The 26,366-nt window shown below is 49.9% G+C and carries 21 protein-coding genes; 8 read left to right on the top strand and 13 right to left on the bottom strand.

The window, feature by feature from the left end:
- Positions 1-60: 60 nt before the first annotated feature.
- The 3 genes from H8B09_RS26705 to H8B09_RS26695 are packed head-to-tail and all read left to right on the top strand — an operon-like array spanning position 61 to position 2,743.
- Positions 61-744, top strand: coding sequence for a GntR family transcriptional regulator (locus tag H8B09_RS26705; protein ID WP_191206645.1), 684 nt, complete (start codon positions 61-63; stop codon positions 742-744).
- 44 nt (positions 745-788) lie between these two features.
- Positions 789-1,886, top strand: coding sequence for a mannonate dehydratase (gene uxuA, locus H8B09_RS26700; RefSeq protein ID WP_191206644.1), 1,098 nt, complete (start codon positions 789-791; stop codon positions 1,884-1,886).
- Positions 1,886-2,743: an SDR family oxidoreductase gene (locus H8B09_RS26695; protein WP_191206643.1), complete on the top strand. Its 858-nt coding sequence runs from the start codon at positions 1,886-1,888 to the stop codon at positions 2,741-2,743. Before uxuA ends, H8B09_RS26695 begins: the two co-directional genes overlap by 1 nt.
- 111 nt (positions 2,744-2,854) lie before the next feature.
- Here the strand turns inward: H8B09_RS26695 and H8B09_RS26690 are convergent, their stop codons facing one another.
- The 10 genes from H8B09_RS26690 to H8B09_RS26645 all read right to left on the bottom strand — a co-directional run bounded on the left by H8B09_RS26690 (position 2,855) and on the right by H8B09_RS26645 (position 15,950).
- Complete coding sequence (locus H8B09_RS26690) at positions 2,855-3,112, bottom strand: hypothetical protein (protein ID WP_224754040.1); 258 nt, start codon at positions 3,110-3,112, stop codon at positions 2,855-2,857.
- On the bottom strand, positions 3,093-3,380 hold the full coding sequence (locus tag H8B09_RS26685; protein ID WP_224754039.1) for a hypothetical protein: 288 nt from the start codon (positions 3,378-3,380) through the stop codon (positions 3,093-3,095). The genes H8B09_RS26690 and H8B09_RS26685 overlap by 20 nt, the downstream gene beginning before the upstream one ends.
- A 68-nt stretch (positions 3,381-3,448) precedes the next feature.
- The gene (locus H8B09_RS26680; RefSeq protein WP_191206641.1) at positions 3,449-3,904 is read right to left on the bottom strand and encodes a CBS domain-containing protein; all 456 of its coding nucleotides are present in this window, start codon (positions 3,902-3,904) and stop codon (positions 3,449-3,451) included.
- A 289-nt stretch (positions 3,905-4,193) separates the two neighbouring features.
- Positions 4,194-4,718 (bottom strand): hypothetical protein, encoded by a 525-nt coding sequence (locus H8B09_RS26675; protein WP_224754038.1) that lies wholly within the window; start codon positions 4,716-4,718, stop codon positions 4,194-4,196.
- A gap of 281 nt (positions 4,719-4,999) precedes the next feature.
- Positions 5,000-6,472, bottom strand: a complete 1,473-nt coding sequence (locus H8B09_RS26670) for a rhamnulokinase (protein WP_318152782.1) — start codon at positions 6,470-6,472, stop codon at positions 5,000-5,002.
- Between the two features lie 23 nt (positions 6,473-6,495).
- The gene (rhaA, locus tag H8B09_RS26665; protein ID WP_191206638.1) at positions 6,496-7,755 is read right to left on the bottom strand and encodes an L-rhamnose isomerase; all 1,260 of its coding nucleotides are present in this window, start codon (positions 7,753-7,755) and stop codon (positions 6,496-6,498) included.
- 99 nt (positions 7,756-7,854) lie between these two features.
- Entirely contained in the window at positions 7,855-9,924 is a 2,070-nt protein-coding gene (locus tag H8B09_RS26660; RefSeq protein WP_191206637.1) for a bifunctional aldolase/short-chain dehydrogenase, read from the bottom strand.
- Between the two features lie 365 nt (positions 9,925-10,289).
- On the bottom strand, positions 10,290-11,471 hold the full coding sequence (locus tag H8B09_RS26655; RefSeq protein ID WP_191206636.1) for a stalk domain-containing protein: 1,182 nt from the start codon (positions 11,469-11,471) through the stop codon (positions 10,290-10,292).
- A gap of 193 nt (positions 11,472-11,664) precedes the next feature.
- Positions 11,665-12,732, bottom strand: a complete 1,068-nt coding sequence (locus tag H8B09_RS26650; RefSeq protein ID WP_191206635.1) for an alpha/beta hydrolase — start codon at positions 12,730-12,732, stop codon at positions 11,665-11,667.
- A 440-nt stretch (positions 12,733-13,172) separates the two neighbouring features.
- On the bottom strand, positions 13,173-15,950 hold the full coding sequence (locus H8B09_RS26645) for a glycoside hydrolase family 3 C-terminal domain-containing protein (RefSeq protein WP_191206634.1): 2,778 nt from the start codon (positions 15,948-15,950) through the stop codon (positions 13,173-13,175).
- Positions 15,951-16,330: 380 nt separating this feature from the next.
- Between H8B09_RS26645 and H8B09_RS26640 the strand changes: the two genes are divergently transcribed.
- Positions 16,331-17,131, top strand: a complete 801-nt coding sequence (locus tag H8B09_RS26640) for a phytanoyl-CoA dioxygenase family protein (protein WP_191206633.1) — start codon at positions 16,331-16,333, stop codon at positions 17,129-17,131.
- Positions 17,132-17,171: 40 nt separating this feature from the next.
- Positions 17,172-17,981, top strand: a complete 810-nt coding sequence (locus H8B09_RS26635) for a sugar phosphate isomerase/epimerase family protein (protein ID WP_224754037.1) — start codon at positions 17,172-17,174, stop codon at positions 17,979-17,981.
- Between the two features lie 70 nt (positions 17,982-18,051).
- Here the strand turns inward: H8B09_RS26635 and H8B09_RS26630 are convergent, their stop codons facing one another.
- Entirely contained in the window at positions 18,052-18,474 is a 423-nt protein-coding gene (locus H8B09_RS26630) for a VOC family protein (RefSeq protein WP_224754036.1), read from the bottom strand.
- Between the two features lie 134 nt (positions 18,475-18,608).
- Between H8B09_RS26630 and H8B09_RS26625 the strand changes: the two genes are divergently transcribed.
- Positions 18,609-19,040, top strand: coding sequence for a VOC family protein (locus H8B09_RS26625; RefSeq protein WP_191206630.1), 432 nt, complete (start codon positions 18,609-18,611; stop codon positions 19,038-19,040).
- An 84-nt stretch (positions 19,041-19,124) separates the two neighbouring features.
- On the opposite strand, the gene H8B09_RS26620 is transcribed toward H8B09_RS26625, so the two are convergent.
- On the bottom strand, positions 19,125-21,185 hold the full coding sequence (locus tag H8B09_RS26620; protein ID WP_191206629.1) for a beta-galactosidase: 2,061 nt from the start codon (positions 21,183-21,185) through the stop codon (positions 19,125-19,127).
- A gap of 135 nt (positions 21,186-21,320) precedes the next feature.
- Here H8B09_RS26620 and H8B09_RS26615 point away from each other — a divergent pair, with 135 nt between their 5' ends.
- Positions 21,321-22,157: an AraC family transcriptional regulator gene (locus tag H8B09_RS26615; RefSeq protein ID WP_191206628.1), complete on the top strand. Its 837-nt coding sequence runs from the start codon at positions 21,321-21,323 to the stop codon at positions 22,155-22,157.
- A 92-nt stretch (positions 22,158-22,249) separates the two neighbouring features.
- Here the strand turns inward: H8B09_RS26615 and H8B09_RS26610 are convergent, their stop codons facing one another.
- Entirely contained in the window at positions 22,250-24,148 is a 1,899-nt protein-coding gene (locus H8B09_RS26610; RefSeq protein WP_191206627.1) for a family 43 glycosylhydrolase, read from the bottom strand.
- Between the two features lie 251 nt (positions 24,149-24,399).
- On the opposite strand from H8B09_RS26610, the gene H8B09_RS26605 reads away from it, so the two are divergent.
- Positions 24,400-26,277: a beta-L-arabinofuranosidase domain-containing protein gene (locus tag H8B09_RS26605; protein WP_191206626.1), complete on the top strand. Its 1,878-nt coding sequence runs from the start codon at positions 24,400-24,402 to the stop codon at positions 26,275-26,277.
- The last annotated feature ends 89 nt before the right edge of the window (positions 26,278-26,366 follow it).

The following is a 26,366-nucleotide window of genomic DNA, read 5'->3' as shown; positions in this document are numbered from 1 at the left end:
ACTACCATACAAGTATGGTAGTATGGCAATGGATAACAAAACGACGAACGAGGTGAGCCATTGGATTTCACAATCAAACCGATTCAACCTGTCTCTACACGTGATGCGGTGTATGCGGCTCTACGATCTTTGATCCTTCAGCTGGAGCTTCCACCAGGAACCGCAATCTCGGAGAAAGAAATCTCGTTGAAGATGGGCGTTAGCCGTACCCCGGTTCGGGAGAGCTTCGTTCGGCTCGCGCAGGAAGGGCTGCTTGAGGTATATCCGCAGCGCGGCACCTTCGTATCGCTGATCGATCCAGAGCTGGTTGAGGAAGCGCGATTTATGCGGGAGCAGCTCGAAGTCGCAGTTGTCCGCCTTGCCTGTGCTGAGTTCCCTGCCGAGCAGTTGGCGGCACTGGACAACAATCTCAGTAAACAGCGGGCAAGCATTGATGTTCATGACTTCCATCTCATGTTCGAGCTGGACGAATCATTCCATCGAACAATCTTCGAAGGTTGTCGCAAGAGCAACACCTGGGCCGCACTTGGCGGCATTATTACGCACCTGAATCGGAGCCGAATGCTGCGACTGGCAGCTGATCACGAATGGGATCACCTATTCAATCAGCATCAAGGCATTGTCAACGCGATTCGTAACCACGATGAGGCAGCAGCCGTTAAGCTGATGACCGAGCACATGCTGTTGTCAGTTGCGGATCAGACACTGCTGAAATCGAAGTACCCTAACTATTTCAAACAGTAATCATTAATTCTAATCATTCATGATGTACGGAGGCGATGTTCGTTATGAAGATGGTATTTCGTTGGTTCGGTGAAGGCAACGACACGGTATCCTTGGATCAAATCCGTCAAATCCCCGGCGTAGAAGGAATCGTATGGTCATTGCATGATGTGCCTGCAGGCGATGAGTGGCCAATGGATAAGATTATGACAGTGAAGGAACAGGCTGACCGCGCTGGTCTTCACCTGAAGGTTGTTGAGAGCGTTAACATTCACGAAGACATTAAGCTTGGGCTGCCGTCCCGTGACCGCTACATAGAGAACTACAAACGGACGATTGCGAAGCTGTCGCAAGTCGGCGTTGAAGTGATCTGTTACAACTTCATGCCGGTATTCGACTGGCTCCGTACGGATCTTCACAAGGAGCTTGAGGACGGTTCGACGGCGCTGTTCTATGAGAAGAGCCGTATTGAAAACATTGATCCAATGGAGCTTGTTAAGCAGATCAATGAGAATTCGTCACTAACAATGCCAGGTTGGGAGCCAGAGCGTCTCGCCCATCTGACGAAGCTGTTCGAGGCGTACAAAGGCGTATCCGAAGAGGATCTGTGGGCGAACTGCAAATACTTCCTTGATGAAATCATACCGGTAGCCGCTGAGTATGGCATCCGAATGGCCATTCATCCGGACGATCCGCCATGGCCGATCTTCGGTCTGCCGCGCATCATCACAAGCCAAGCGAACATTCGCCGTTTCTTGAGCCTGCACGATAGCCCGTACAACGGTGTCACGCTGTGCAGCGGCTCGCTTGGTGCGAACCCAGCTAACGATATCGTCAGCATGGTGCATGAGTTCATTGATCGCATTCCGTTCACGCACATCCGCAACGTACGAGTATATGAGAATGGCGATTTCATCGAGACATCGCACCGTACGCAGGACGGTACAGTCGATATCGCAGGCATCGTTCAAGCGTATGCCGAAGAAGGCTTCGAGGGGTTCGCACGTCCTGACCACGGACGTCATCTATGGGGTGAAGAGTGCCGTCCAGGCTACGGCCTATATGACCGTGCGCTCGGCATCATGTATCTGTGGGGCGTATGGGACAGCCATCGCAGAACGGTTCTCGCGGCAGCTGCCAAGGAAGGAACGGTGAACGCATAATGACGAACGCGATTCATGCTTTCCCTGCTATTGCAGGCAAAGTTGTCGTTGTAACCGGCGGCGCAGGCGTATTGTGCCGCGTCATGGCGAAGGAGCTTGCTCGTCAAGGTGCGCGCGTTGCGATCTTGAACCGCACGCTTGAGAAAGGCGAAGAGGTTGTAGCGGAAATCCGAAGCGCTGGCGGTACGGCAATTGCCGTTTCATGTGACGTCACTAACGCCGACAGCGTACAACAGGCCGCGAATACGGTACTCGAACAGCTCGGACCTTGCGACATTCTGATCAATGGCGCCGGCGGCAACCATCCAAGCGCAAATACGACGAACGAGACGTTCTCGCTCGATGATATGACGAATTCGAATGTAACATCGTTCTTCGATCTGAGCGTGACAGGCTTCCGCAACGTGCTCGATTTGAACTTTGTTGGCACCCTTATTCCAACGCAGGCATTTGCGAAGCAAATGCTTGGCCGCGAAGGCGTATCGATCATTAACGTATCGTCCATGAGCGCTCCATCGCCAATGACGAAGGTGCCAGCATACAGCGCAGCGAAAGCAGCCATCGAGAACTTCAACCAATGGCTTGCTGTCCATCTGGCGGATGCGGGCATTCGTGTGAATGCAATCGCTCCAGGCTTCTTCCTGACGGAGCAAAATCGTGCGCTGCTCACGAATGAAGACGGTTCGCTGACTGCACGTTCGCACAAAATCATTAGCCATACGCCGATGCGCCGCTTCGGCAAGCCTGAAGATCTGCTCGGCGCGCTGCTCTGGCTCGCTGACGAAACGTTGTCCGGCTTCGTCACAGGAATCGTCGTGCCGGTTGACGGCGGGTTCCTCTCTTATTCAGGGGTATAACCGAGGTTACTATCACGCGCCACAACAGCAAGAGCCGCGGAATTACCCGCGGCTCTTTATTGTGAACAAACACTGTATTAATCAATGCTGAATCTTACATTACGCTGAAACTCATTGCATTGGAAGTTGCCTTCCCCCCGCATGCTCAATCAACTTCCCGTTGATCTTCAAGTTATGAATATGAACCCCATCTACAGTACGCGTCTCGTCGTATCCGTCAATGATGGATGGGTTGTCACATTGGCCATTGAACGTTATTTCTTCAAATCGGATATTCTCGATCCGGTTGCCTGGATACGGGTTATATTTCGGATTATGGAATACCCGAACATCGATCAGCCGTCCGAGCTCAAAGATGTAGGCCGTCAAACGCCGCATCCAGTCTGCGTTCCACACCTTCCGCCGCCGCTCTATAGTTCGGTTCACCCGTCGCTTGATACATTTGCCACAAGATGCCCGGCCAGAAACCGTTCGTCCACCAGAAAATGTCCGACTCACCCATATCTTCGCGGTAACGTCCGCCTTCCGGCACATACGGAATGCGATCGCCTACCCGGCTGCATTGCGCGGACATTTTACGCTCGATATTGACCCAGGTTCTCTCCAGCCACTGCTGCTCCATCTCAGTTCGTCCCAAAAAACCGTTCCCAGGGCGTTAGCACCAGGGGAACGGTCTCATTTAATGCAAGCATAGCCTGCAGTTATTCAGTTCGTAACGGAGCGGAACACGTGTCGAATGACGTCGCCCCGACTAATTATCCCGACTAGTACGCCGCTGCGTACGATCGGCAGTTTCTTGATTTGCTTCTTGCCAAGAGTAGCCGCAATCTGCTCGATATCCTCGTCCCATGACGCGACAACGACTTTGCGCTTCGCAATTACGAGCGCGTTCAGATCAAGAATGTGATTGACCCGCTCTTCCAAACATTCGGGATCGCTTATGACCATCGAATAGTAAAAATTGCCGACAACGCGATCATTCTTCTTGCCGATATACCGCATGATGTCGCCGTCGCTAATATAACCCACAATTTCATTTCTATCATTCACAATCGGAAGACCGCTAATACGATGATCGATGAATTTCTCAATAACGGCGCGGACGGTGTCCCCTTCCTTCACCTTATAGACGTGGCGATTCATAATGTCGGACGCTTTCATCGTTTATCGCTCCCCCTCTTCGCATGCTGCAACTCCTCTAACACTAGTACGGGAAATCTCATATAAAAGTTACGGCCTTTTAACTAATAAGTACAAATCGGGCAATTAATCGGTGCAGCCCATACGTATATAGTATTCGCCAAAATGGTGGAAAAAATCCTTCTTTTCATCATAAGGTGAATCTACCGCAAGCTAAGCAAAACCCACCATCAGTTGTTGGTGGGCTTCTGCTCCGTAAGAAACGATCGTTTGCTGATAACGATACCGTTCTATCATACTTAACGCCTAATTATTGTTCATTCAATATCTTTCCGTCCTTTGACAAACCAATCACGTCCAGCGGAGCATTGACTGGGTTCTCGAAAAGAACGAACCATATTCTCGTTCCATCATTGGTGGTGACTATTTTGGCAGTTTTCTCTAAGGTCGCGTCAGGCTTGTTTGTCTTTACTTGAGCAATATCAGGATCGGAGATCACCCCAAATATGAAGTAGATCGGTACTTCGACTAGATTAGAAGCTGTCCAAGAGAGCCCTATCTCAGAGTCCAACTCGGCGCCGCCTGTGCCAATTATCCATTTCAAGCCATCCGACGCATTCCTTATGAATCCTGCATTTAGACCGGAATCATTGCGGTAAAAAGCAAGAAATCCGTCGTGATAAACTTCGATATGCATGATTTCGTCGTATTGGATACTTGAATCGCTCATTATTTGTTTTATGCCATCCGGAATCGATCTCGACTCTCTTGATGAACACCTCCACAGCACCGACGAAAGAAGAACACAGACTAATATCATATGTATTCCACGCATTACCTCTCCCCCTCTTCTATAATCTACCACAAATTGAAGGGATATCTAACGCATTACAGACACGTTATTCGGCACAAAGAAGGTCACCAAACACACCAACGGACTGCAGTGGCGCTATTAAAATCCACATTCCCTTCTTCTAGTGCTTCTTGACCAGAATAGTGTCTCCTGAGTCCATTAGCTTCTTTAGAAGGTTGGATGGAACGAATAGCGTTCTTGCAGTCCGTTAGACTGGTAGTTTATAGGATTATAGATTACAATCGCATGATCGATGAATCAGACTACGCTAGGCCCGTGATACTTAGGAATAGACCATAGCCTTCTTCCCACTGACTGCCCTGTTCCGGCTCGTAAATGGTGATTGGGAACGATTCGCGAATGGCGCGGCGTGCTTCCCAGATGTCCTTGAATTCACCTTGTGCAATCCACTGAACAGCCAAGTTGCCGATTGCACTGCCTTCGGCAGGACCTGCCCATACCGGCTTGCCGATGGCATTAGACGTCCACTGGCATAGCAATACATTATGAATGCCGCCGCCCACCATGTGCAGTCCGTTGAAGGATTGACCGGATAATCGTTCCGTCAACTCCAACACATAACGATACTTAAATGCCAAGCTCTCAAGTACACATCGAATGATCTCGCCTGGATTGTGCGGAACTGGCTGATTCGTACGTTTGCAATAGTCGCGCACACGTGATGGCATGTCGCCTGGCGCAAGGAACGCCGCATCGTCCGGATCGATGAATGTGGTGAATGCCGGCGACTGTTCCGCCATCGCGACAAGTTCAGGGAATGTGTACGTCTGACCAGCACGTTCCCATTCTCTGCGACATTCATTGATGATCCACAGCCCCATAATGTTCTTCAGCAGACGATACGTATTGCCATACCCGCCTTCATTCGTGAAATTCAGCTGCTGCGCTTCTTCGGTAATAATCGGACGATCGATCTCCGTTCCGAGCAGCGACCATGTCCCACAGCTTAAGTAAGCGAAGGAACGTTCAATCGCTGGAACCGCAACAACAGCCGATGCCGTATCATGCTCAGCTACCGCGTATACCGGTACTGCGCCAAGTCCGAGCTCTTGCTGGACCGATGGCTGCAGCTGCCCTGCTGGCGATCCCGGCTGCAGTACTTGTCCGAACCACGATTGCGGCAGCTCCAGCTTCTCGAGCAGTTCTTCATCCCACCGCTGCTTCAGCGGATTATACAGTTGCGTCGTCGATGCGTTCGAGAACTCGTTATACTTCTCGCCTGTCAGGAAGTATCGGAGCAGATCCGGAATCATTAGGAATTGTTCCGCCGATTGCATTGCAACCGTCCCATTCTCGCGATGCGCGCTTAGCTGATAGATCGTATTGAATGGGAGAAACTGAATACCCGTACGTGAGAAAATGAAGCCGGAGCCCAGTTCTTCCTGTACGCGCTCCATCACACCATCGTACAAGGAGTCGCGGTAATGATACGGATTGCCTAGCAGACTTCCGTCGCTGGCAAGCAGGCCAAAGTCAACGGCCCATGAATCGATGCCGATGCTGGCAAGGTCGATTCCTTTGTGCTTGGCCTTGAGCAGTCCCTGCTTAATCTCATGGTACAGGCGAAGAATGTCCCAATGAAGACGATCCCCTACCTGTACTGGATCATTCGGGAACCGGTGCAGCTCTTCGATCTCGATCTTACCGTCCGTCAGCTTGCCGAGAATCGCTCTGCCGCTGCTTGCTCCAAGATCAAATGCAAGTATGTTCGACACAGGGTTGCCCTCCTGACATGAGATTAGCCGCGCTTCAGCAGGACGTTCTGCTCGTAGTCTTTGACTTCCTTGATCCATTGCTCGCGCACTGGAACATTATTCGATGCGCAGTAGTAATCCCAGATCGCACCAAACGGATACGATTTGAACTCTTCCGTCAGCGCGAGGCGAACCGTGTAGTCACCTTCCAGCTCTGCTTTCTTGAGTGCTTCTACTGGCTCAAGCATAGCGCGGAGCAGTGCCTTAATCGTGTTGCGCGTGCCGACTACCCATGCAGCAACACGGTTAATGCTCGCGTCGAAGAAGTCGAGACCGATATGCGTCGTGCCGAGCAGATCGTGGCGAACGAGCTCACGGCCGATCTCCAGCAGCTCGTCGTCCATAATGACGACGTGGTCGCTGTCCCAGCGCATCGGACGGCTTACGTGGAGCAGGATGCCGCTTGTGAACAGCGCCAGCGAAGACAGCTTGTTCGAGATCGTCTCCGTCGGATGGAAGTGACCTGCATCGAGACAGATCAGTTTGTCATTTTGCAAACCATAGCCCATATAGAACTCATGCGAACCAACGACATACGCTTCCGAACCAAGGCCGAACAGCTTGCTCTCAACCGCGTCGAGGTTATGCTTCGGATCGATTGGCTCTGCGAACACTTCGTCAAGCGATTCTTTCAAACGGCGGCGCGGGCTCATCCGGTCAACCGGATTGTCCTTGAAACCGTCTGGTACCCATACGTTCGTCACGCAAGTCTGTCCAAGCTGCTCACCGAAGTAAGCGCCGATCTTACGGGATGCTTTGCAATGATCGATCCAGAATTGGCGAATCTCCGGATCTGGATGGCTCAGCGTGAAACCGTCGGACGATTTCTCATGCGAGAAGCATGTTGGGTTGAAGTCAAGGCCCAGGCCCTGCTCCTTCGCCCATGTTACCCAGCGTTCAAAATGCTTGGGCTCCAGTTGATCCAGCTCCACCTTCTCATCCGTGTCTGCATAGATCGCATGAAGGTTGACTTTGTGCTTGCCTGGAATGAGCGAGAACGCTTTGTCGAGGTCGGCGCGCAGCTCTTCTGGCGTACGTGCAGCACCTGGATAGTTACCCGTTACGGAGATGCCGCCGGACAGTTCTTGATCTTGATTCAAGAAACCTTTGACATCATCGCCTTGCCAGCAGTGCATCGATACGCGGATTTCAGCCAGCTTCTTCAGTACCTCGCCTGTATCAATGCCATGTTGTGCGTAAAGCGCTTTCGCCGCTTCGTAAGCTTGTTTAACGTTAGCATCCATCAATGATCCAGCCTCCATTTTCGATTCGTATGTGAATAACGGACACCGATCCCCTTCGCTAAGCGATGAGGAACGGTGCCGCTTTAATGGTATTGAAGTTTAGCGCGTGAACGCAGCTGGTACGCCGCCGTCAATCGTCAGCATGCAGCCCGTCGTTTTATCAGCCTTGGACGATGCGAAGAATGCGATGCCTTCAGCGATATCTTTCGGATAAATGTTCACGAGCAGCGTCGTACGCTTACGGTAGTATTCTTCCAGTTGGTCTGGCTCGATGCCGTATGCTGCGGCACGCTCGTTGCGCCACGAACCGTTCCAGATCGCCGAACCTTGGAGAATGGCGTCAGGCAGAATCGTGTTGACGCGGATACCGAACTCGCCGCCTTCTGCTGCGATGCAGCGTGCAAGATGTGCTTCCAGTGCTTTAGCAGCGCTGTAAGCCGTAGCGTTCTTGCCGGCATATACCGAGTTCTTCGAACCGATGAATACCATGTTACCGCCGATGCCTTGTTGTTTCATCAGCTTGAACGCTTCGCGAGCAACGAGGAAGTAACCCGTGCCAAGCACGTTCATGTTCAGGTTCCATTCCTTCAGCGACGTCTCATCGAACGGACTCGACGTTGCAAGACCTGCGTTGTTGACGATGATGTCAACGCCACCGTATACGACAGCTACTTCAGCATAAGCCGCTTGGATCGCTTCTTCGCTCGTTACATCCATCTTGATTGCAATCGCACGGTTCTCGCCGTACTTCGCATTGATTTCGTCTGCAACTTTCTGAGCGCCTTCCAGGTTCAAGTCAGCCAGGACTACGTGTGCGCCTTCCGACACGAGACGACGTGCCGTCTCGCTGCCGATGCCGCCTGCGCCACCAGTGATGAACGCAACTTTGCGGGAGAATTCCGCTTCTGCTGGAGCGAGCGACAGCTTATACAGCTCAAGCGGCCAGTATTCGATGTTGTACGATTCGTTCTCGTTGAGCGATACGAATTGGCCAAGTGCCGTAGCGCCGCGCATTACAGCGATTGCACGGTGGTACAGGGCGCCGCTTACTTGCGACAATGCCCAGCTCTTGCCCGTGTTCACCATACCGATGCCTGGAATAAGGATAACACGTGGTGCAGCTTCGAACATAACGTCGCCTTCATGTTTGTTGCGCTCGAAGTATTGCGCATATTGCTCTTTGTAAGCTGCAACGCCTTCCTTCAACTTCGCTTTCAGTCCTTCTACGTCATCTGCGTTCGGTGTCCAGTCGATGAAGAGCGGAACAACCTTCGTGTGCACGAGGTGGTCTGGGCAAGCCGCGCCTACTTGCGACAGCTGCGGCGAGTCTTGTCCGCCGACGAATGCGAGTACATCGTCTTGATCGTCGAACGACAAAATCATTTTCTTGCTGTCGGAAACCGCACCGCGGATCGTTGGCATGACTTGCGAAGCGATCTGACGGCGAACGTCTGCTGCGAGCGGAGCGTGCTTCACGCCGCCGAACAGCTTCGCTTCGTTAACGCGGGCCTCAATGAATGCCTCTGCTTCATTAATAATGCGGATCGTCTGTGCGTAGCTAGCTTCGGACGTTTCGCCCCAAGTAACAAGTCCGTGTTTCTCCATCAGTACCAGTTCAGCATTCGGGTTCGCGAGAACGCCTTCTGCAATCATTTTGGACAAGGTAAAGCCAGGACGAATATACGGTACCCATACGAAGCGGTCTCCGAAAATTTCTCTCGCCAACTCTTTGCCGTTGCTTGCGCAGCAGAGGCTGATAATTGCATCCGGATGCGTATGGTCAACATGTTTGAATGGTAAGAAAGCATGCAGCAGCGTTTCGATCGAAGCGCGCGGATGTTTGGAATCGACCATGCTGTGGCCGAGGTAAGCGACCATCTCTTCGTCTGTCATTGCGTCGCGCTCGAAGAGAGGACGAATGTCATCCATGCGTAAACCTGTGAAATTGCCCGCTTTCATGGAGCCCAGATCGGAGCCGCTGCCCTTCACATACATCACTTCTACATCGCGACCGCGAAAATCCTTCTCGATCGTCTTCGTGGACGTGTTACCGCCGAAAATATTGCAAACGCGGCGGTCAGCGCCGATAAGATTAGAGCGATAAACCAGTTGATCAAGGCCATTCGTATATTGCGCAGCTTGTTCGGCAACCCATAAGCTTTTTACCATTTGTTTACCTCCGAATTTGTCTGTTTGTATTTGATAGACCTAGTTTATCATCTTTGTTTTTCTTTGAACATACTAAAAACAAAAAAAACTAAAGATATTTAGGATTCTACCCACCCAAACCCTCCCTGCAAGGGAGGGCCCCATGGGACTCCCGTCCCCTGGACCCCGGAAAGGGGTGATAGCGATACTAAGACGCGTGTATGTTACATCGTGCTTGGAGTCGCGTGCCCCTGTGGGGCACAGCTTTTGTTCGTGTGGGAAAAGAGTTGGGAACCAACAGAAAAAGCGCGGCTGAGCCGCGCTTTTTCTGTAGTTCAATTATATAGTAAGGATATTAATTGATTACGGAGTACGTTGCACGAAATCTATCCACCAACCGGCTCGCCTTTCAGCAGCCTTTGCCGTATGGCATTAGCCAGTTCCTGGTCATGCTTGTTGCTTGGATCTATAGCCTTGTTGTCGCTAATAATAATGAGCCCTTGATTATAATACACATGCTTGCCGAGCGCTTCCGCGATGACGCGAAGCGGCACATATGCCCGACCTTGTTTCACTTCCATCGCGCCATTCATTGCGATTTGCTTGCCATTGGAGACGTAGCGATGTTCGTTCGGCACAAATGTAAATGAGGCCGACGCCGTTTGAATCGTAACGGTATGCTTCTTCGGGTCATAGCCTACCTTAGCGCCAAAAGCATCGGCTATGAATCGCAGCGGAACCAGCGTCGTACCTTTCGTCGCATATGGCGATACATTGGGTTCACCAGGGAGGGCAAAGGCGCGTACGCCATGATTCAATACCGTCGGCTGATCAATAAAGAGCACGACAGAGCTTGCGAGCAACTCTTCTGTCTCGATGTTATTAGCTAGCAGGGCTGCCTGTTCCGCTGAACAAGGGCTGCCTTCATACAGCTTCATGTAATCGGTAATGAAGTCGACCGCTTCTGGCCGGAGATCCGCCTGCAGGTTCGAGTCCTCCAACGTCTGTCGGACATATTCCCACGAACAGTCGAATTCCATCTGCGAGAATGCAACCGCGTAAATTAGCGATACGGTTAGACTGGACGGCAATGCCTGCTTCGCTTTGACAAGCCATGCGACATTATCGACCTGCAAATAATGATCCATGACGTTCAGATAACCTAGCACGAACAGGTCATCCCCGCCGAGTTCCGCTGGGTTCAAAGCATCGAGTGTCTTGCTGAAGACGAGTTTTGCATAATCGTCAGCGTAATGACGGTCCTTCCACTCGCTTCCACCCGCATAGATCGCATTGATGACGGCCGCTTTCTCATCGATCGGCTGCTCTTCAGATGAAAGAAACGCCGCCGTTTCCTTCGTCATGCCACCTTTCTTCGCCGCCTCCACCGCATCGATGTCCTCATAGGCCCGATAGAAATCTGTCGACGTGAGCGGAGAATCCGCATAGGCGCGCTGATGACCGCCCCATCCTATAATGGATAACCCGATCGAGAACACGCTCAGCATTATCAACAGCCTTTTCCATGCCTTCGTTCGCCCAATCTTGCTTCCGCTTACATTATGCATGATGCCAAACCTCCTACAGACCATTTAATAGAATAACGTATCTCCACAGTATAACAGTTCCAGCATTATCCAGCATCCTACTATTCTCGTATTTATTCTTCCGCTCCGAATCTAAATCACTAGTCATACTTATAGATCCCCCAAAAAAAAAAAAAAAAAGAAGCTGGCAATTTACCAGCTTCTTGTCGCATCCTTACAACGTCTTCAGTACAACATCAGACATTAAAGACTCATCGCTATTTGTAAATATCAAGCGACTATAGTTGTATACGCCATTATTCCAAACATTGAAATCATGAGAACCATCCTTAATCAGAATTTGATAAAAATGTTCGAGATGATTTCCCGCTTGATCTAACAGCCCTTCCACCGATTTGGCATAGCTGCGAATCGCGAAATCGGCTTCTCCGCAGGTCATATATAGCAAACGAAGCTTATGATCGCTTGATGCGAGAGTTGCTCCAAGAACGTTGCCTTCGCTTGAAGTAGGAGCATTCGAAAAAGCTCCGACATAAGCAAACAAATCTATCATGCCTGACGTGAGCACCGTTTGATCCAGCCCATTGCCCCAGATGCTATCGGTTCCAGTGAATCGCGTCGAATCATATCTATACCCGCCGAGGATCAGATTCAGAGCCTGCATTCCCCCCATCGAAAGCCCGGCGATCGCTCTGTGAGCGCGATTGAATAGGATTCCCTCGGAGGATGTGTCTGCTATATCCGCGTAGGTATTGTAGTTTGATTCTATAAACGGAATCAAATCGTATCTCAACTCATAATCGAAGTAATAAAATCCTAGCATATTGGTACCCTCGGAATTAAAGGAACTGTCCGTCCAGTCATGCGCGCTTCTACCGTTGGGAAATACGACGATCAGCGGATCGATATCTCCGTTTGCAATAAGATTGTCAAATAGATTGCAAATAATAAATCGGCCGTCAACCTTACCATTGCTGCTTAACCACTCAAATTGATCTCCGCCGACTCCGTGCAGTAAATACAGTACATTGTATTTGACATCCGTGTCGTTTGCGTCATAGCCCGCAGGTAAGTAGACGTTGCATTTCTTCCATATGGCATCCCCTGCAATGGCTTCTCTTCCTGCTTCACTGATATCGATATTCCGATTGGTTACAAGTTGTCGCGATAAATCGATATAGTTGTATACCTCATAAGAAACCTCTTGCATCGAACCTTGAAATTCGGCATCAACTGACCTGAGATGCTCGGTAGGTACCGCTGTCACATTCTTATTTCGCATATTTATTATCTTCCTTTCGGATCGAATTGTTACAGATCAATCCTATCATGTCGCTAAAGTGACACGTAACCTTACAAATCATATATCTAACGATTTTGAATCAGAATAAACACAATTTTTAACATTCCTCATTCGAGATGCATGTTTCGGTTAGAAGACTTTCGACCTCCGGTTTCAACAAGAACTTCTGCTCAACACTGCTTCTTCTTCTCATGTTCTTCAATAAAAAAATCAGCATTGCCGCATGAGTTCTCATGGCAACGCTGACGCTGATTTCTTATTATTACCTTGTTACAAATAACTAGGAAGTATCACACGAGTTCCAGCTCCCGAGGATGCTCGCCCAATCAGGCTGCGCAGTGGGGTTTATAGCACAAAAAGCGCGGCCTGAGCCGCGCTTTTTAGTGTGATGCAGACACCTTCTAGAGGTACTGACTGCTTTATTTAATTTGCTGGAACTCGATGTAATCGAACTGGATGCCTGGCTTGATGAAATCAAGCGTCAGCTCGTACTGACCTGCTTCAAGTTCAACCTTCGCCAGGTTGCGCTTGAACCATTTGCCGTCTGTACCGTTAGTCTGAGCAGTCGTAATGACCTGACCATTCAGCAGCACGTTGCATGCGCTTTGCGCCAAGCCGCCGTCCGGTGACATCATGCGCCCGATCAGACGGTATTGGCCAGCTTCTGCAACAGCTATAACAACTGCGCCATCTTTCACTGGTTTCACTTGTCCATCCTCTGCAATGCTGTGGCCGCCTTGCAGCTCTGAAGAAGCGCTGACCTTCACAGCTTCAGCTGCCTTAATCTGCTGATTGCGCGAGAATACTGGCGCTTGGCGGATGAAGTTCAGAATGTTAATCGCGCTGCGCTGCAGCTCGCCGCGCGTCAAGGTACCATTCGCCAGCGATTCGATCGTATTGTCTTCCGTCGTATTCGCTTCTGCACCATAGTTGTCGACAACCATGTACAGATCATTTTGCGCACGAACCATGTGGTTGGTGAAACGTACATCAGCAGGACCGCCGCTAACTACGTCATTCATCTTCGCCCACCAGTCCGTCATGACGATACCTGTGTAGCCCCATTGACCGCGCAGAATCGTCGTGTTCAGATCATAGTTCGACGCTGCCCAGTGTCCGTTGACCGGATTGTAGGACGTCATGATCGACAGCGCGCCGCCTTTCTTAACAGCCATCTCGAAGCCTTTGAGGTATATCTCACGCAATGCGCGTTCGGATACAGCCGCGTCGACTTGCGTGCGGTACTTCTCCTGGCTGTTACATGCGAAGTGCTTCAGCGTTGCGTTTGATCCGCCTCGGCGAATACCAACGACATTCGTGATCGCGAACAGACCCGTCACGAGCGGATCTTCCGAGAAGTACTCGAAGTTCCGGCCGTTCAGCGGACTGCGGCGAAGGTTCATGCCTGGTCCGAGCAGCGTGTCGATGTCATTGCTGAGCAACTCTTTACCCTCAAGAACATACAGCTCTTCGATCAGCGGCAAGTTCCATGTAGCAGCCAGCAGTGTACCGATTGGGACTTGCGTCGCCTTATGACCGCTGTCCATCCGAATGCCGGATGGGCCGTCAGCTGTACATGCCACAGGAATACCATAGCTGCGCAGACCTTCGCTGACACCACCGAATGCGGATGCTGTACCTGGCGTTACCAATGGGCTGACCATACCTTCGCCACGAACGAGAACCGCAAGTTCTTCGTTCGACAGCTGAGCTACGAATGTCTCCAAGCTTACTTTGCCTTCTTGAACGTCACGCAGCTTGTAGCCTTGATCACCCGTATGCGCCACTGTTGCAGGCATACGCTCTGCAATGCGCTCTGCGAGCGACACTTTTGCCGTTGGCACTGCTTCATAAGTCAGCTCATACGTGCCGTCCGACTTGCGTGCGCCTGGCTTCATGCGCGTAAAGTTCTCCGTTGGCGCAAGCGCTTCTTCCAGTTGCTCAACGACAACTACTTCATTCACTTGATAGCCGCTTTGACCGTCTACGCTTACTTGAACGACATCTTTGACGCTATTGCCGACATACAGGTTGTAGACACCCGCTTCAAGCACATAGGCAGAGCGATGACCCGTAGCACCAGCATCATCATAAGTCGCCATCGAATTTATCGAAAACGTTACCGATACTTGCGCAGACTCGCCCGGTAGAAGCAATGCAGTCTTCGTAAACGCCGCCAACTGCTTAGCCGGTTGACCCAACTTACCTTGTGGAGCTTCATAGTAAACTTGCAATACTTCTTGACCCGCATATTGGCTGCCTGTGTTCGTGATTACTGCGCTCACTTCTATATGATCGCCAACCACTTTCGCACTTTGCTGCTCAATATTGAACGTTGTATAGGACAGGCCGTAACCGAATGCATACTGCACTTTCTCTGGGCAGAATGTTTCGAAGTAACGGTACCCGACATAAATATCTTCTTGGTAGAAGTTGCGCGTGTCGCTGCCATAGTTCGCAGTCGATGGATAATCGTCGATCGAATATGCGATCGTATCTGTCAATTTGCCGCTTGGCGTTACGTCGCCAGCGAGTACGTCTGCGATAGCGTTGCCGCCTTCCATACCGCCATGCCATGCATAGATGATCGCAGTAATCGGATGAGCATATGCAGCATTGTCCACCCAGCTCATATCGATAATGTTGGAAACGTTCAATACGACGACCGTCTTCTCGAATTGTGCCGTAACGAGCTTCAGCATCGTCTTCTCATCTTCGGTCAGCTGATAGCTGCCCGGCTCGTTCGCGTTATCCTGGTCCTCGCCCGCTGTGCGGCCGATGACGATAATTGCTTTATTGGATTTGCTTCTCGCATCCGCTACAAGCTCTTCCGTCAGTGGCATTTCCTTCTGGAACCATGGTTCTGCTGCCCATCCGCCGCCGCCATTATCGAACGGATTCTGCTCGATCCACTTCTCATAAGTCGATGCAAGCGATTCGTTGACCGTAATGTTCGACTTAGCGCGCAAGCCGCCAAGCAGGTTCGTCGTATATGGCACGTTTACACTGCCGCCTGAACCAGTGCCGCTGCGATAGTAGTTAACTTGAACTCGCCCAAATATTGATACAGTGTCCCCAAGAGTTAGCGGTAACACTTGTCCCTCATTACGAAGTAAAACAGTGCCTTCTGCAGCAACTTTGCGGCTGAAATCAGCAAACCCTGGCAAAGGAATGCCAATTGTTTTATCTGTGCTCAACAATATTCCCTCCACTTGATGTTTTGTATGATTCTAACAGACTCTCTATGTAACATACAACGCATCCTATCCTTACTCATACATTCAGACATTGAATATATAAGCAGTATCAAAGAATTGTACCACAAACCTCTCTCCCATTAAAACTACAGTAATCAACGGGATTATTCTCTCCCCTAATTCTAGAAATATGATTAGTTCTGCTAAATCCGATTAATAATCATGAATCAGATTAACAGCCATAGTCTCCGCATGAGTAGAAAAAGAGGATCATAGCAGAATTCCGTTAGTTAAGAGCAGAAATCCGACTTCATCTGAACCGACTCTCTCCTGTAGACTTTGAGACATAGCAGCAGTAATTACGAGAGGGGATAGCAGGAATGAAACAGCTTTCTGTTCTAACGAACGAGCAGATGGAACAGTTTGAGAAAGAAGGGTACCTCATCGTTCGGGGTGTCTGGAATGCTGAAGAAGTTGCAGAGATTCAAACAAGATTTGACGAGATAAGCGACCAGATGATCCCAGGCTTCTTCGAACCAGATCTATCCGAGTCGAATCAAGATCCGCTAAGACGATATCCACGCGTCATGCACCCGCACCGTTTCGACGAGACGAGCATGAAATATATGCTTCACCCGACTGTCATTCGCATCTTGGAAGACCTGTATGGCGAGGAAGCACTCGCTGCGCAAAGCATGTTCTATTACAAGCCGCCAGGCTCGCGCGGTCAGGCGCTTCATCAAGATAACTTCTATCTTAAGGTTGAGCCAGGCAACTGTATCGCGGCATGGGGCGCGGTTGACCGCTGCGACGAAGAAAACGGCTGCATGCTGCTCGTGCCGAAGACGAATACGTACGAGATTGTATGTCCGGAAGAATCGGATTCCAAGGAATCGTTCACAACTCATTACGTGAAGCCGCCGAAAGAAGAGAAACCAATTGCAGCTGTTATGGAGCCCGGCGATATTCTGTTCTTCAACGGCAATCTCATTCACGGCTCTTATCGTAACAAAACAAAAGATCGATTCCGCCGCGCATTCATTTCCCATTATGCGAATGTGAGCGCGACACGTATTTCCCATTGGTATAATCCGCTCTATCGCGCCAACGGCGAGAAACTCACCTTGGAGGGTAATCCCGATGGAGGTCCTTGCGGCATTGAGACACCAGCCTATCACTAAACAGAACGCATCCCTTGACATCCATATGTCCTGGTGGGGCATGTCAAATCTACTGTTCGACGGCCGTGAGCTGAATATGGAAGAAAAGTTTCAGCTCATTGCGGAATCAGGTTTCCAAGGTATCGATGCTTTCACGCCCGAACCCGGCGAAGCAGCAGAGCAATGGCGCTCGTTGTCAGAACAATATGGACTTGCGCTTAGCGTTAATGTTTACCCGAAGTCCATCGAGGAAATGAAATCAGCGCTTGAGCGTGCGGCAGCATATGGCGGCATTAGAGCCGTCAATGTTCAAGTCATGACGCCTTTTCTGACTGGAGAACGCGCCATCGAGCTCCTCTCGGGTATAGCTGGATTGGCTGATGAATATAGGTTGCCAGTCAATGTCGAGACGCATCGTGGCACGATTACACAGGATCTCATTCGAACGGCCGAGTACGTCGAGCGTATCCCGAACTTGCGATTGACTGCGGATCTGTCCCATTATGTGCTCGCCGGCGAAATGCTGAACGTACCCGAGCAGGCAGAAACGCACTTCCGTCTCTTGCTCTCCCGCGCTGACTGCATTCATGCTCGTCTATCGAACGGCGAGCAGATTCAAGTCGACATCGGAACGGATGGAACGCATCCGATGTTGGTACGATACGGTCAATGGTGGCAAGAAGGCATGTGGAACTGGCAGCAGTCGCATCCTGAAGGCGGCTCGCTCCTATTCATTCCAGAGCTCGGCCCACCGCCCTACGCCATTACCTTCGACGAGGCGACGAATCGGAAACGAGAATTTAGCGATCGCTGGGAGCAGTCGTTAACACTGATGCATTATGCGCGTTCGTTGTGGGATTCGATTGAATAGAAACAAGCGGCTTCTCTGTGAGAGGCCGCTTGTTTTCATTTTGGACAGGAAAGATATCTAGAACGACGAGTTACCCTCTCCAAAAACATATTCGATTACCGTCAGGATCATTGACATAAAAGGCCCACGGTTTTCCATCCTCTTCTTCTATCTCGAGATCGGTTACTTCATTCCCATTGTTCTTGAGCTTCTGATGGAGCTTGTCCAAATCATCTATATCTACAATGAACCCGGCATCGTAAAACGGCTCTCCATTAGGGAGGTAATTTCTATTGATTTGTTCCAACTTATAAATAAACATTGGATTACCTGAGAATTCAAGCATCGCAAAATCTATCCCATTATTGACCGAAACGGTGCAATCCAAATTATCTTGATACCACTTGATTGATCTCTCGAAATCTAAGGTCATAATGTCTAAATAAGATGATTTTATCAAAATAGAACAACTCCATTTCCAATAATTGATGATCATTTTAATTCGCTTCAACATACTGTTTTCCTTTTTCCGGTAACAGCCGCACTCATTATTCTAACAACTTGTTAATGGAAGGAATTTCAAATTGAATACCGAATTATTATATTCTAAAGTCGTTATCATCCTATTTAGATGGAGGCTGGTTTTCCATGAATAAATTGGACTTAAAAAATGAACTAGAAAGCAAATTTCCGCATAACCAAGCACGTTTGAAAAAGATTGAATGCGTATATATTCCCGTGACGAACGCAGCGGTAACTAAACAATTTTTCATGAGACATGGGTTAATTACGTTATCGCCTGGAGGGAATGTGAAACTTGCATCTGGTCAAGGGATATTCTTCTTGGAGACCAAAGAAAAGCAGTCATCGAATTTCGTTACGCATGATTGGGACGACAATAACGAGGAACATGTAATGGAATCCGTCTGTTTCGAGGTGGAACAAATTGAAGAATTGTATGAGCAGATGAGAGCCGGCGGTGCGAAAGTTTCCGAACTTAAAGATAGTGGCGATTGCGGAAAAGCATTTCATTTCTTCGACCCAGATGGCAATAAATATACAGCGTGGCAAGATGTCTAGATTATTGCTATAGCCACAAAGCGAAAGGCTACCGTGGAAACGGTAGCCTTCGCTGCGCTCAAATGTTTTGTTCCTCGTCTCTTTTTAAACAGATTGCCGTTTCAAGAGTATCACGCCGTTTACAGGTAATTCTACAGCACCGGATACGGAATCGCCCGATTCCATATCGCTGTAGCTCCGCTCATCGAGCTCAACTTGCTGATGCTCGCCGCTGAAGTTCATCAGGAACAGATAGTCGGTAGTGCCATCCGTACGAACAGCTGCGGATACACCACTTGGCAGTTCAGTCTGCAATGCGCGGCTCACACCAGCTTCTGCAGCAACCGACGTATAGAAGTCGCTGAGGAAATCATCCTTCAGTCGAGCAGCCATGTAGTACGCGCGGCCTTGTCCCAAGCGATTCAATGTCAGCGCTGGCCGGCCTGCGTAGAAGTCATCTGTATATACGCCAAGCACTTCAGCGCCTTCCGTATGAATCAATTCGCAGATTTCGTGTGCTTCATACGTACCGCTAAGGCCTAATACATTGGCTGCCGACAGCTCCAAGCCGTTCCGATCATAATCGTACAAGCCTTCGATTTCCTCCGCCCATATGCCAAGCGTCTTCCGAAGCGGCCCCGGGAACCCCCCGAGATGGCACAGATCATGCTCATCCACAACGCCAGTCCAGTAGGTAGTCACAAGCGTTCCGCCTTGTTCGACGAACTGCTCCAGCTTGCGGCCCGTTTCCTCGCGGCACATATAGAGCATCGGAGCGATAATCAGCTTATACCCGTCGAATGAATCCTCCGAGCCGATAACGTCCGTCGCAATCCCCTGTTTCCAGAACGCGCGATGATGCGCGTAGACGGTCTCTTCGTATTTGATGCCCATGTTGCGTGGTCCTTGCGAATCCTTCACAGCCCACCGATTATCCCAATCGAACAAAATCGCAGTTTCGGACGGCGTTGCCGATCCAGCGACCTCCGAAATGTTCTTCAGCGTCTCGCCCAGGTGTGCAACGTCTTGGAACACACGAGTATGCTCGTGTCCGACATGGTCGACGACCGCTCCATGGAATTTCTCGCTTGAACCGCGGCTCTTACGCCATTGGAAGTATTGGACCGAATCCGAGCCATGCGCTACCGCTTGCAGCGAAGAAAGCTGGTGCATCCCTGGACGCTTCAGCTTGCTGACAGGCTGCCAGTTCGTAAGGCTTGGCGTGCTCTCCATGAGCAGGAACGGCTTACGCTTCAAGGAACGATATAGGTCATGGTAGAACGCAATCGATGCCGCGAGCTGACTGTCATCTTTATATTCGTGCCAAGTCGGGTACGCATCCCACGAGATTACATCAAGAATTTCGGAGAATTTGCGATAATCAAGACCTTCGATCATATGCATATTCGTCGTCGCTGGCAGCGACGGGTTCGCGCTGCGCACCGAATCGATCTCATGACGGCAGAAGTCTGCCGTCTGCGCCGTTACGAAACGACGCCAGTCCAGGTTGTGTCCGTGGACCATCATCTCGCCGTGACGTGCCGGCGATTCCACTTGGCTCCAGCTCGTATACGTGTGGGCCCAGAACGATGTCCACCATGCGCTGTTCAATGCATCAAGCGAACCATATTTCTCTTTCAGCCAGCCGCGGAATGCTTCTTGGCAGTAATCACAATGGCAGTCGCCGCCGAATTCGTTGGAAATATGCCAGCCGATAACCGCTGGATGATTCCCATAACGTTCTGCTAATTTGCCGTTCAGGATGCTCGTCTTCTCACGATAAACCGGCGATGTATAACAATGGTTGTGACGCATACCATGAAGGTTGCGTACACGATTGCCTTCAACACGTAGAACTTCAGGATACTTCTCTGACATCCAAGCGGGACGCGCGCCACTCGGCGTAGCGAGCCATGCATAAATTCCGTTCGCTGCGAAACGATCCAGCACTTGATCCATCCATTCGAACGTAAATCGGCCTTCCTCTGGCTCAAGCGCCGCCCATGAGAAAATACCAATCGCCATTACATTGCAGCCTGCCAGCTTCATCAGGCGAATATCTTCCTCCAGCACAGCTGGATTATGCAGCCATTGATCCGGATTATAATCGGCACCATGCATAAGAACAGGAAGCTTCGGACTAATTGGCGCATGTTGTTGTGTCATTAAGGGTCGCTCCTTTGAATTATCGTCATATTCACTCATTAATGACTTGATTATAGCCTTCATCGCAATTATAAACATTGAACGTTACCTCCACAAAATCGTACAATATGAACATTACGAATGGAGGGTATCCCGATGCTGCCATTTCTGCTTGCAGAATTTACGAACCTCGAACAGGTATTGCCCCTCTATGTGCGCGTCATCGGCAACCATGCTCAGCGGCATCTGTCTCGGCCCGAAGGCTATCCAGCACACCAGCTTTTCTTATCGCGCAGCGGGCGCGGCGTGTTTATTATAGACGGTCAACAGAAGATCCTGATGTCGAAAGGTACGCTGCTGCTGCTGCCAGCCGATACGCCGCATGAATATTATTCTGATAGCCCGAACGAGGAATGGGATCTGGGCTTTATCGGTTTCCACGGCACCGCAGCTGGGTCTATGCTTCAACAAATGAATGAACTGCTGCTGAACCCGCTCCCTGCTTCAAACTTCAATCAGCTGTGGGAGCAGCTTGAATCGCTGTGGCATCTGCTCCACTCAAGTGGTGAGAGCGCCTACTGGGAATCCTCTAGGCGAATATATGGAATGCTGATCAGCATACTTGAGAATCAATACACCGACCGCAAAATAGGTAAAAGCACGATCACTTCCAGTCAATCAAATGTCGCCCTGCAAACAGCAGTCAAGCTCATTCACGACCACTATAACGAGCGGCTGCTGATGACGAATGTCGCACGGGCAGCGGGTTATTCCGTCCAGCATTTTCACCGGCTCTTCGTGGCGAGCTTCGGTATGACGCCGCAGCAATATATGCTGCAGCTGCGCATGCGCATCGCGGTACAGCTGTTCGAGGACTATCCGAACATGGCTGTAGAGAAAGTGGCCGAGAGAGTCGGGATGGACACCAGCTATTTCATCCGCATGTTCAAGCGCACGTACGGAACGACGCCTAAGCAATATTTGAAACAATAGCGTTCATGCAAAACGAAAGGTCCCCGGCTATAAGGACGAGGACCTTTGTTTAAAAGCTTTGGTTGATTATTTTCAACTCCGATAAGCAACCGTCAATAAATTACTTTGACCGTCAACACTACATTCCTATTCTGCGGCGCCAATTCTTCTTCCTTCGTCATATTCAGAATTAATGTGCCATCAATGGCGATATGCGCCGGTCGAACCATCGTGTGCCGGCACGGATCATGAAGCCCTCCTGCCCCAACGCCGACATGCGGATCTGGAACGGGTCTTGCATGATAGATATTAATGGGATTGCCATACTCATCCAAAGAGAAGGAGTTATGACCTGGCCCGCAGTGGGGCTTGATCCCTTCCACAGCCAGCACGTCTTCCGTACTTAGTGCAGCATAGGTCGGACGTGTCCAGCTATCAGGATTCATAACGTCGGCTCCCGCATCAGCTGTCATGACCGCGGTACAGTAATATTGGTCTACCGTAGCACCTGCATAGCTTAGATAGATTTTATCCCCATATTGCAGCACGGCAGCACCTTCAACGATTCCCTGATCGGTATGATGAATGTTATGTTTGCCATATTCGAACGGCCAATCAATGCCTTTGATAACTGCTGCTTCGCCAATCCGTTTCGTCGGGTCTATCGGATCTACCTTCTGAATATACAATTGGCATCTGCTAGGCCAAATGTAATACCCAGTCCCATTGATCTCGGCGAATGTCATGTCAAAGCCGCAAGGGGAGTCCTGAATTGCTCTTGGCTTCCAGTTGTTGCGTCTCAACATACCGCCCTGCTGCATGTCCTGGAGCGTCCCGGTGTATTCAACCAGAACCATCGTGCTGCACCAGCGTCTGCCGCTATCCGATTGTCCAGCTCCAACAAGAATGTACCACTTGCCATTGATTTTATGGACCTCAGGCGCCCACAAGAAGGGTACAAAACCGTCCTCGCCACGCGGTACCCATACATCAAACTCCTCTGCCGAGCGCAGTTCCTCAAGCGTTCTCCCTCGTCGCAGCGTAATTCTATCGTAATCAATGTCCTGCATCTCGAACTCAGTCCAATTAGAAGGATCGGATTCCGGATAATAAGAGCCTGTCGCATAATAATAACCGTCATCTGGATTATAGGTTATGAAGGGATCTGCCCGTTCTTGTATAAATGGATATTCAAATACAGACTGCACAATCGTTCCTCTGATCCTGTAGCTTCCAGGCTCTGTTGGTTGAATCGCTTGGATATCCTCCAGATTCCAGTTCACACCAAGAAATTTGCTCGAGCCATCGCTGTAGAACAGCTCGATTCGGTCCATTAGCGAAGGCAGATTTTCTCCTGCCTTGATCGATATATCCTCCAATACTTGTACACCTGTGTTCGTTACAGGTGCATACCTCCGAATCACTCGCTCATACTCCTGCTGTGTCACATCGAATTTGGACGCTTCATTCGGCAATGCATTAGAAGGGAGAATTCCCTTCATCTCAGCAGCTCCATATTCATGCTCGGTCCGCGTCGCGAAGGAAGTTAGTTGATCATTCGAAACCGAAACAAACGAAACCTCACCGCCGCCGCTTCTCCAGAACAGTTGATAGGTATCCGAGCTCGCATCATATACGATTTTCGGATCTTCCAAGGCTACTCCGTCCCTGTTGACTTCAATCCGTCTTTGATTGGAGAATGCAATAAGATCCATGGAGTCCCACAAATAGATGCCGCTACCCTTGTTGTTCTCGGATGCAACCAATCCATAAGTACCGTCCGGTTTGCGAAATAAGCTGGGTGAGCCCATTTGAGCGTTCGGTGCATTCTCGACCGAATCTTCCCACTTTACATACAGAATCGGTTTCCCTTTATTGAGATTGGTGAACCGTTCATCTCTGTTTTCTTTTGCAGCAATGTATAAAGCATCCGTTCTTCTTGAATCTGCTGGTGATAGATATCCTCCATCGCCCTTGCTTACGTACGTTAGGATGGAGCCGAATGTTTGCATAGACGCGATCACCTCTTCATTGGTTCATTTTTATCATCAGATATTTTTCTTAACTAATTATGAAATACGAACATTCCATGTCATTCTAGCGGATGTACGAAATGTCGTACAGATGACAACGTTTACTCCTCAGGATAGATCAATAATTCCATACGTTAAATCATGTAATTTGTTATTCTTGATCCCTATAATCACTCTTAGTTAAGACGTACACAATCATACACAGCGATTAGGGACAGGAGTGATATTGCATGAACGAATTGAGGGGTCGTCAAGTCAACTTGTTGGACAACGAGCTGCGTAGGAGAGAAACGGCTAATCGAGCTTATTTGATGAAACTAACCAACGATAACTTGCTATTCAATTATCGACTTGAAGCGGGCCGTTATACAGGAAGAGAGATTCCACCCGATGCACATGGGGGCTGGGAGTCGCCTGTTTGCCAGCTTCGCGGTCATTTCTTAGGTCATTGGCTCTCCGCCGCTGCCATCCGTTACGATGAGACTGGCGATGCAGAGTTGAAACTGAAAGCAGATTTGATCGTACAAGAGCTTGCAGAATGTCAGAAAGATAATGGCGGGCAATGGGTTGGACCAATTCCTGAGAAATACCTCCATTGGATCGCGAAAGGCAAGGACATCTGGGCGCCTCAATATAACCTCCACAAGCTTCTGATGGGCCTCGTCGATATGCACATTTACGCCGGAAACAAGCAGGCATTGGAAGTGGCCGATCGATTTGCGGATTGGTTCTTGGCGTGGAGCAGCTCATTCGACAGAGAAAAGTTCGACAACATTCTTGATGCCGAAACAGGCGGAATGCTTGAAGTATGGGCAGAGCTTCTGCAAATTACGGGCGAAGAGAAATATAAGACTCTTCTGCAGCGCTATTATCGTCGTCGGTTGTTTCAACCGCTGCTTGAAGGGAAAGACCCGCTTACGAATATGCATGCGAACACAACAATTCCGGAAGTGCTCGGTTGCGCGCGGGCATTTGAAGTAACCGGCGAACAGCAGTGGATGGACATCGTTCGCGCCTACTGGAATTGCGCGGTAACCGAACGCGGCTATCTTGCTACTGGCGGACAAACTTCCGGTGAAGTATGGATGCCGAAGATGAAGATGAAGGCCCGCCTAGGGGATAAGAATCAAGAGCATTGCACGGTGTACAATATGATGCGGTTGGCGGAGTTTCTGCTGCGGCATACAGGCAACCCTGCATACGCTCAATATATCGAATACAATCTATACAACGGAATCATGGCGCAAGCCTATTATCAAGAATATGGCGTTACTGGCAAACAACACGATCATCCGTCGACAGGGCTGCTCACTTATTTTCTTCCGATGAAAGCAGGTTTGCGCAAGGAGTGGAGTACCGAAACGAACAGCTTCTTCTGCTGTCACGGCACTATGGTGCAAGCGAATGCCGCACTGAATCGGAATTTCTTTTACCAGGCGGATGATGATGGCATTCATGTATGTCAGTACTTCGATACGGAGCTGGAAGCCCTGCTTGATGGACAAGCGGCCAAGTTCGTATTGCGACAAGATCGAATGAGCGGAAGCATGCTGCAATCATCCGATATTGCCGGCTATCAGGCGATCAATGAAGCGACAGCCCGGCATGAGAATATTCCGAATTATCGCAAATACGATTGCGTCGTGCATGTATCCGTGCCGAGCAGCTTTCCGATACGATTCAGAATTCCGGAATGGATCATGTCTGAAGCAAGCATTTATTTGAATGGCGAACTTCTGGGGACCACGGCGGATAGCAGCGAATTCTATACGATCAGTCGACTGTGGAAGGACGGCGACAAGGTGAGCATCCTATTGCCGATCGGCATTCGTTTCATCCCGCTGCCCGACGATGCAAGCGTCGGCGCATTCCGTTATGGTCCTGAGGTACTGGCTGGTCTCTGCGACGATGAGCGCCTACTCTATACCGAGCATGATGATCCAGCAGCAGAATTGACGATGGAGAATGAACGCGAATGGGGAGCCTGGCGATATTTCTTCAAAACCGTAAACCAGAACCCCGCGATCGAGTTTCGTCGGATTCGTGATGTGGGCTATGAACCGTATCAGATCTATTTCAAAATAAAACCGCATCATAAGACGGTATAAACCGCACGTGAACTTATTCTTCTTCTCTTGTGAAAATAAAAGGCAGAGCTGATCCGACATCAGCCCTGCTTTTTTGATTCATGCTTATC

The sequence above is a fragment of the Paenibacillus terricola genome, from assembly GCF_014779765.1.
Lineage (GTDB): Bacteria > Bacillota > Bacilli > Paenibacillales > Paenibacillaceae > Paenibacillus_T > Paenibacillus_T terricola.
This window is presented reverse-complemented; position numbering and strand designations above follow the sequence as displayed.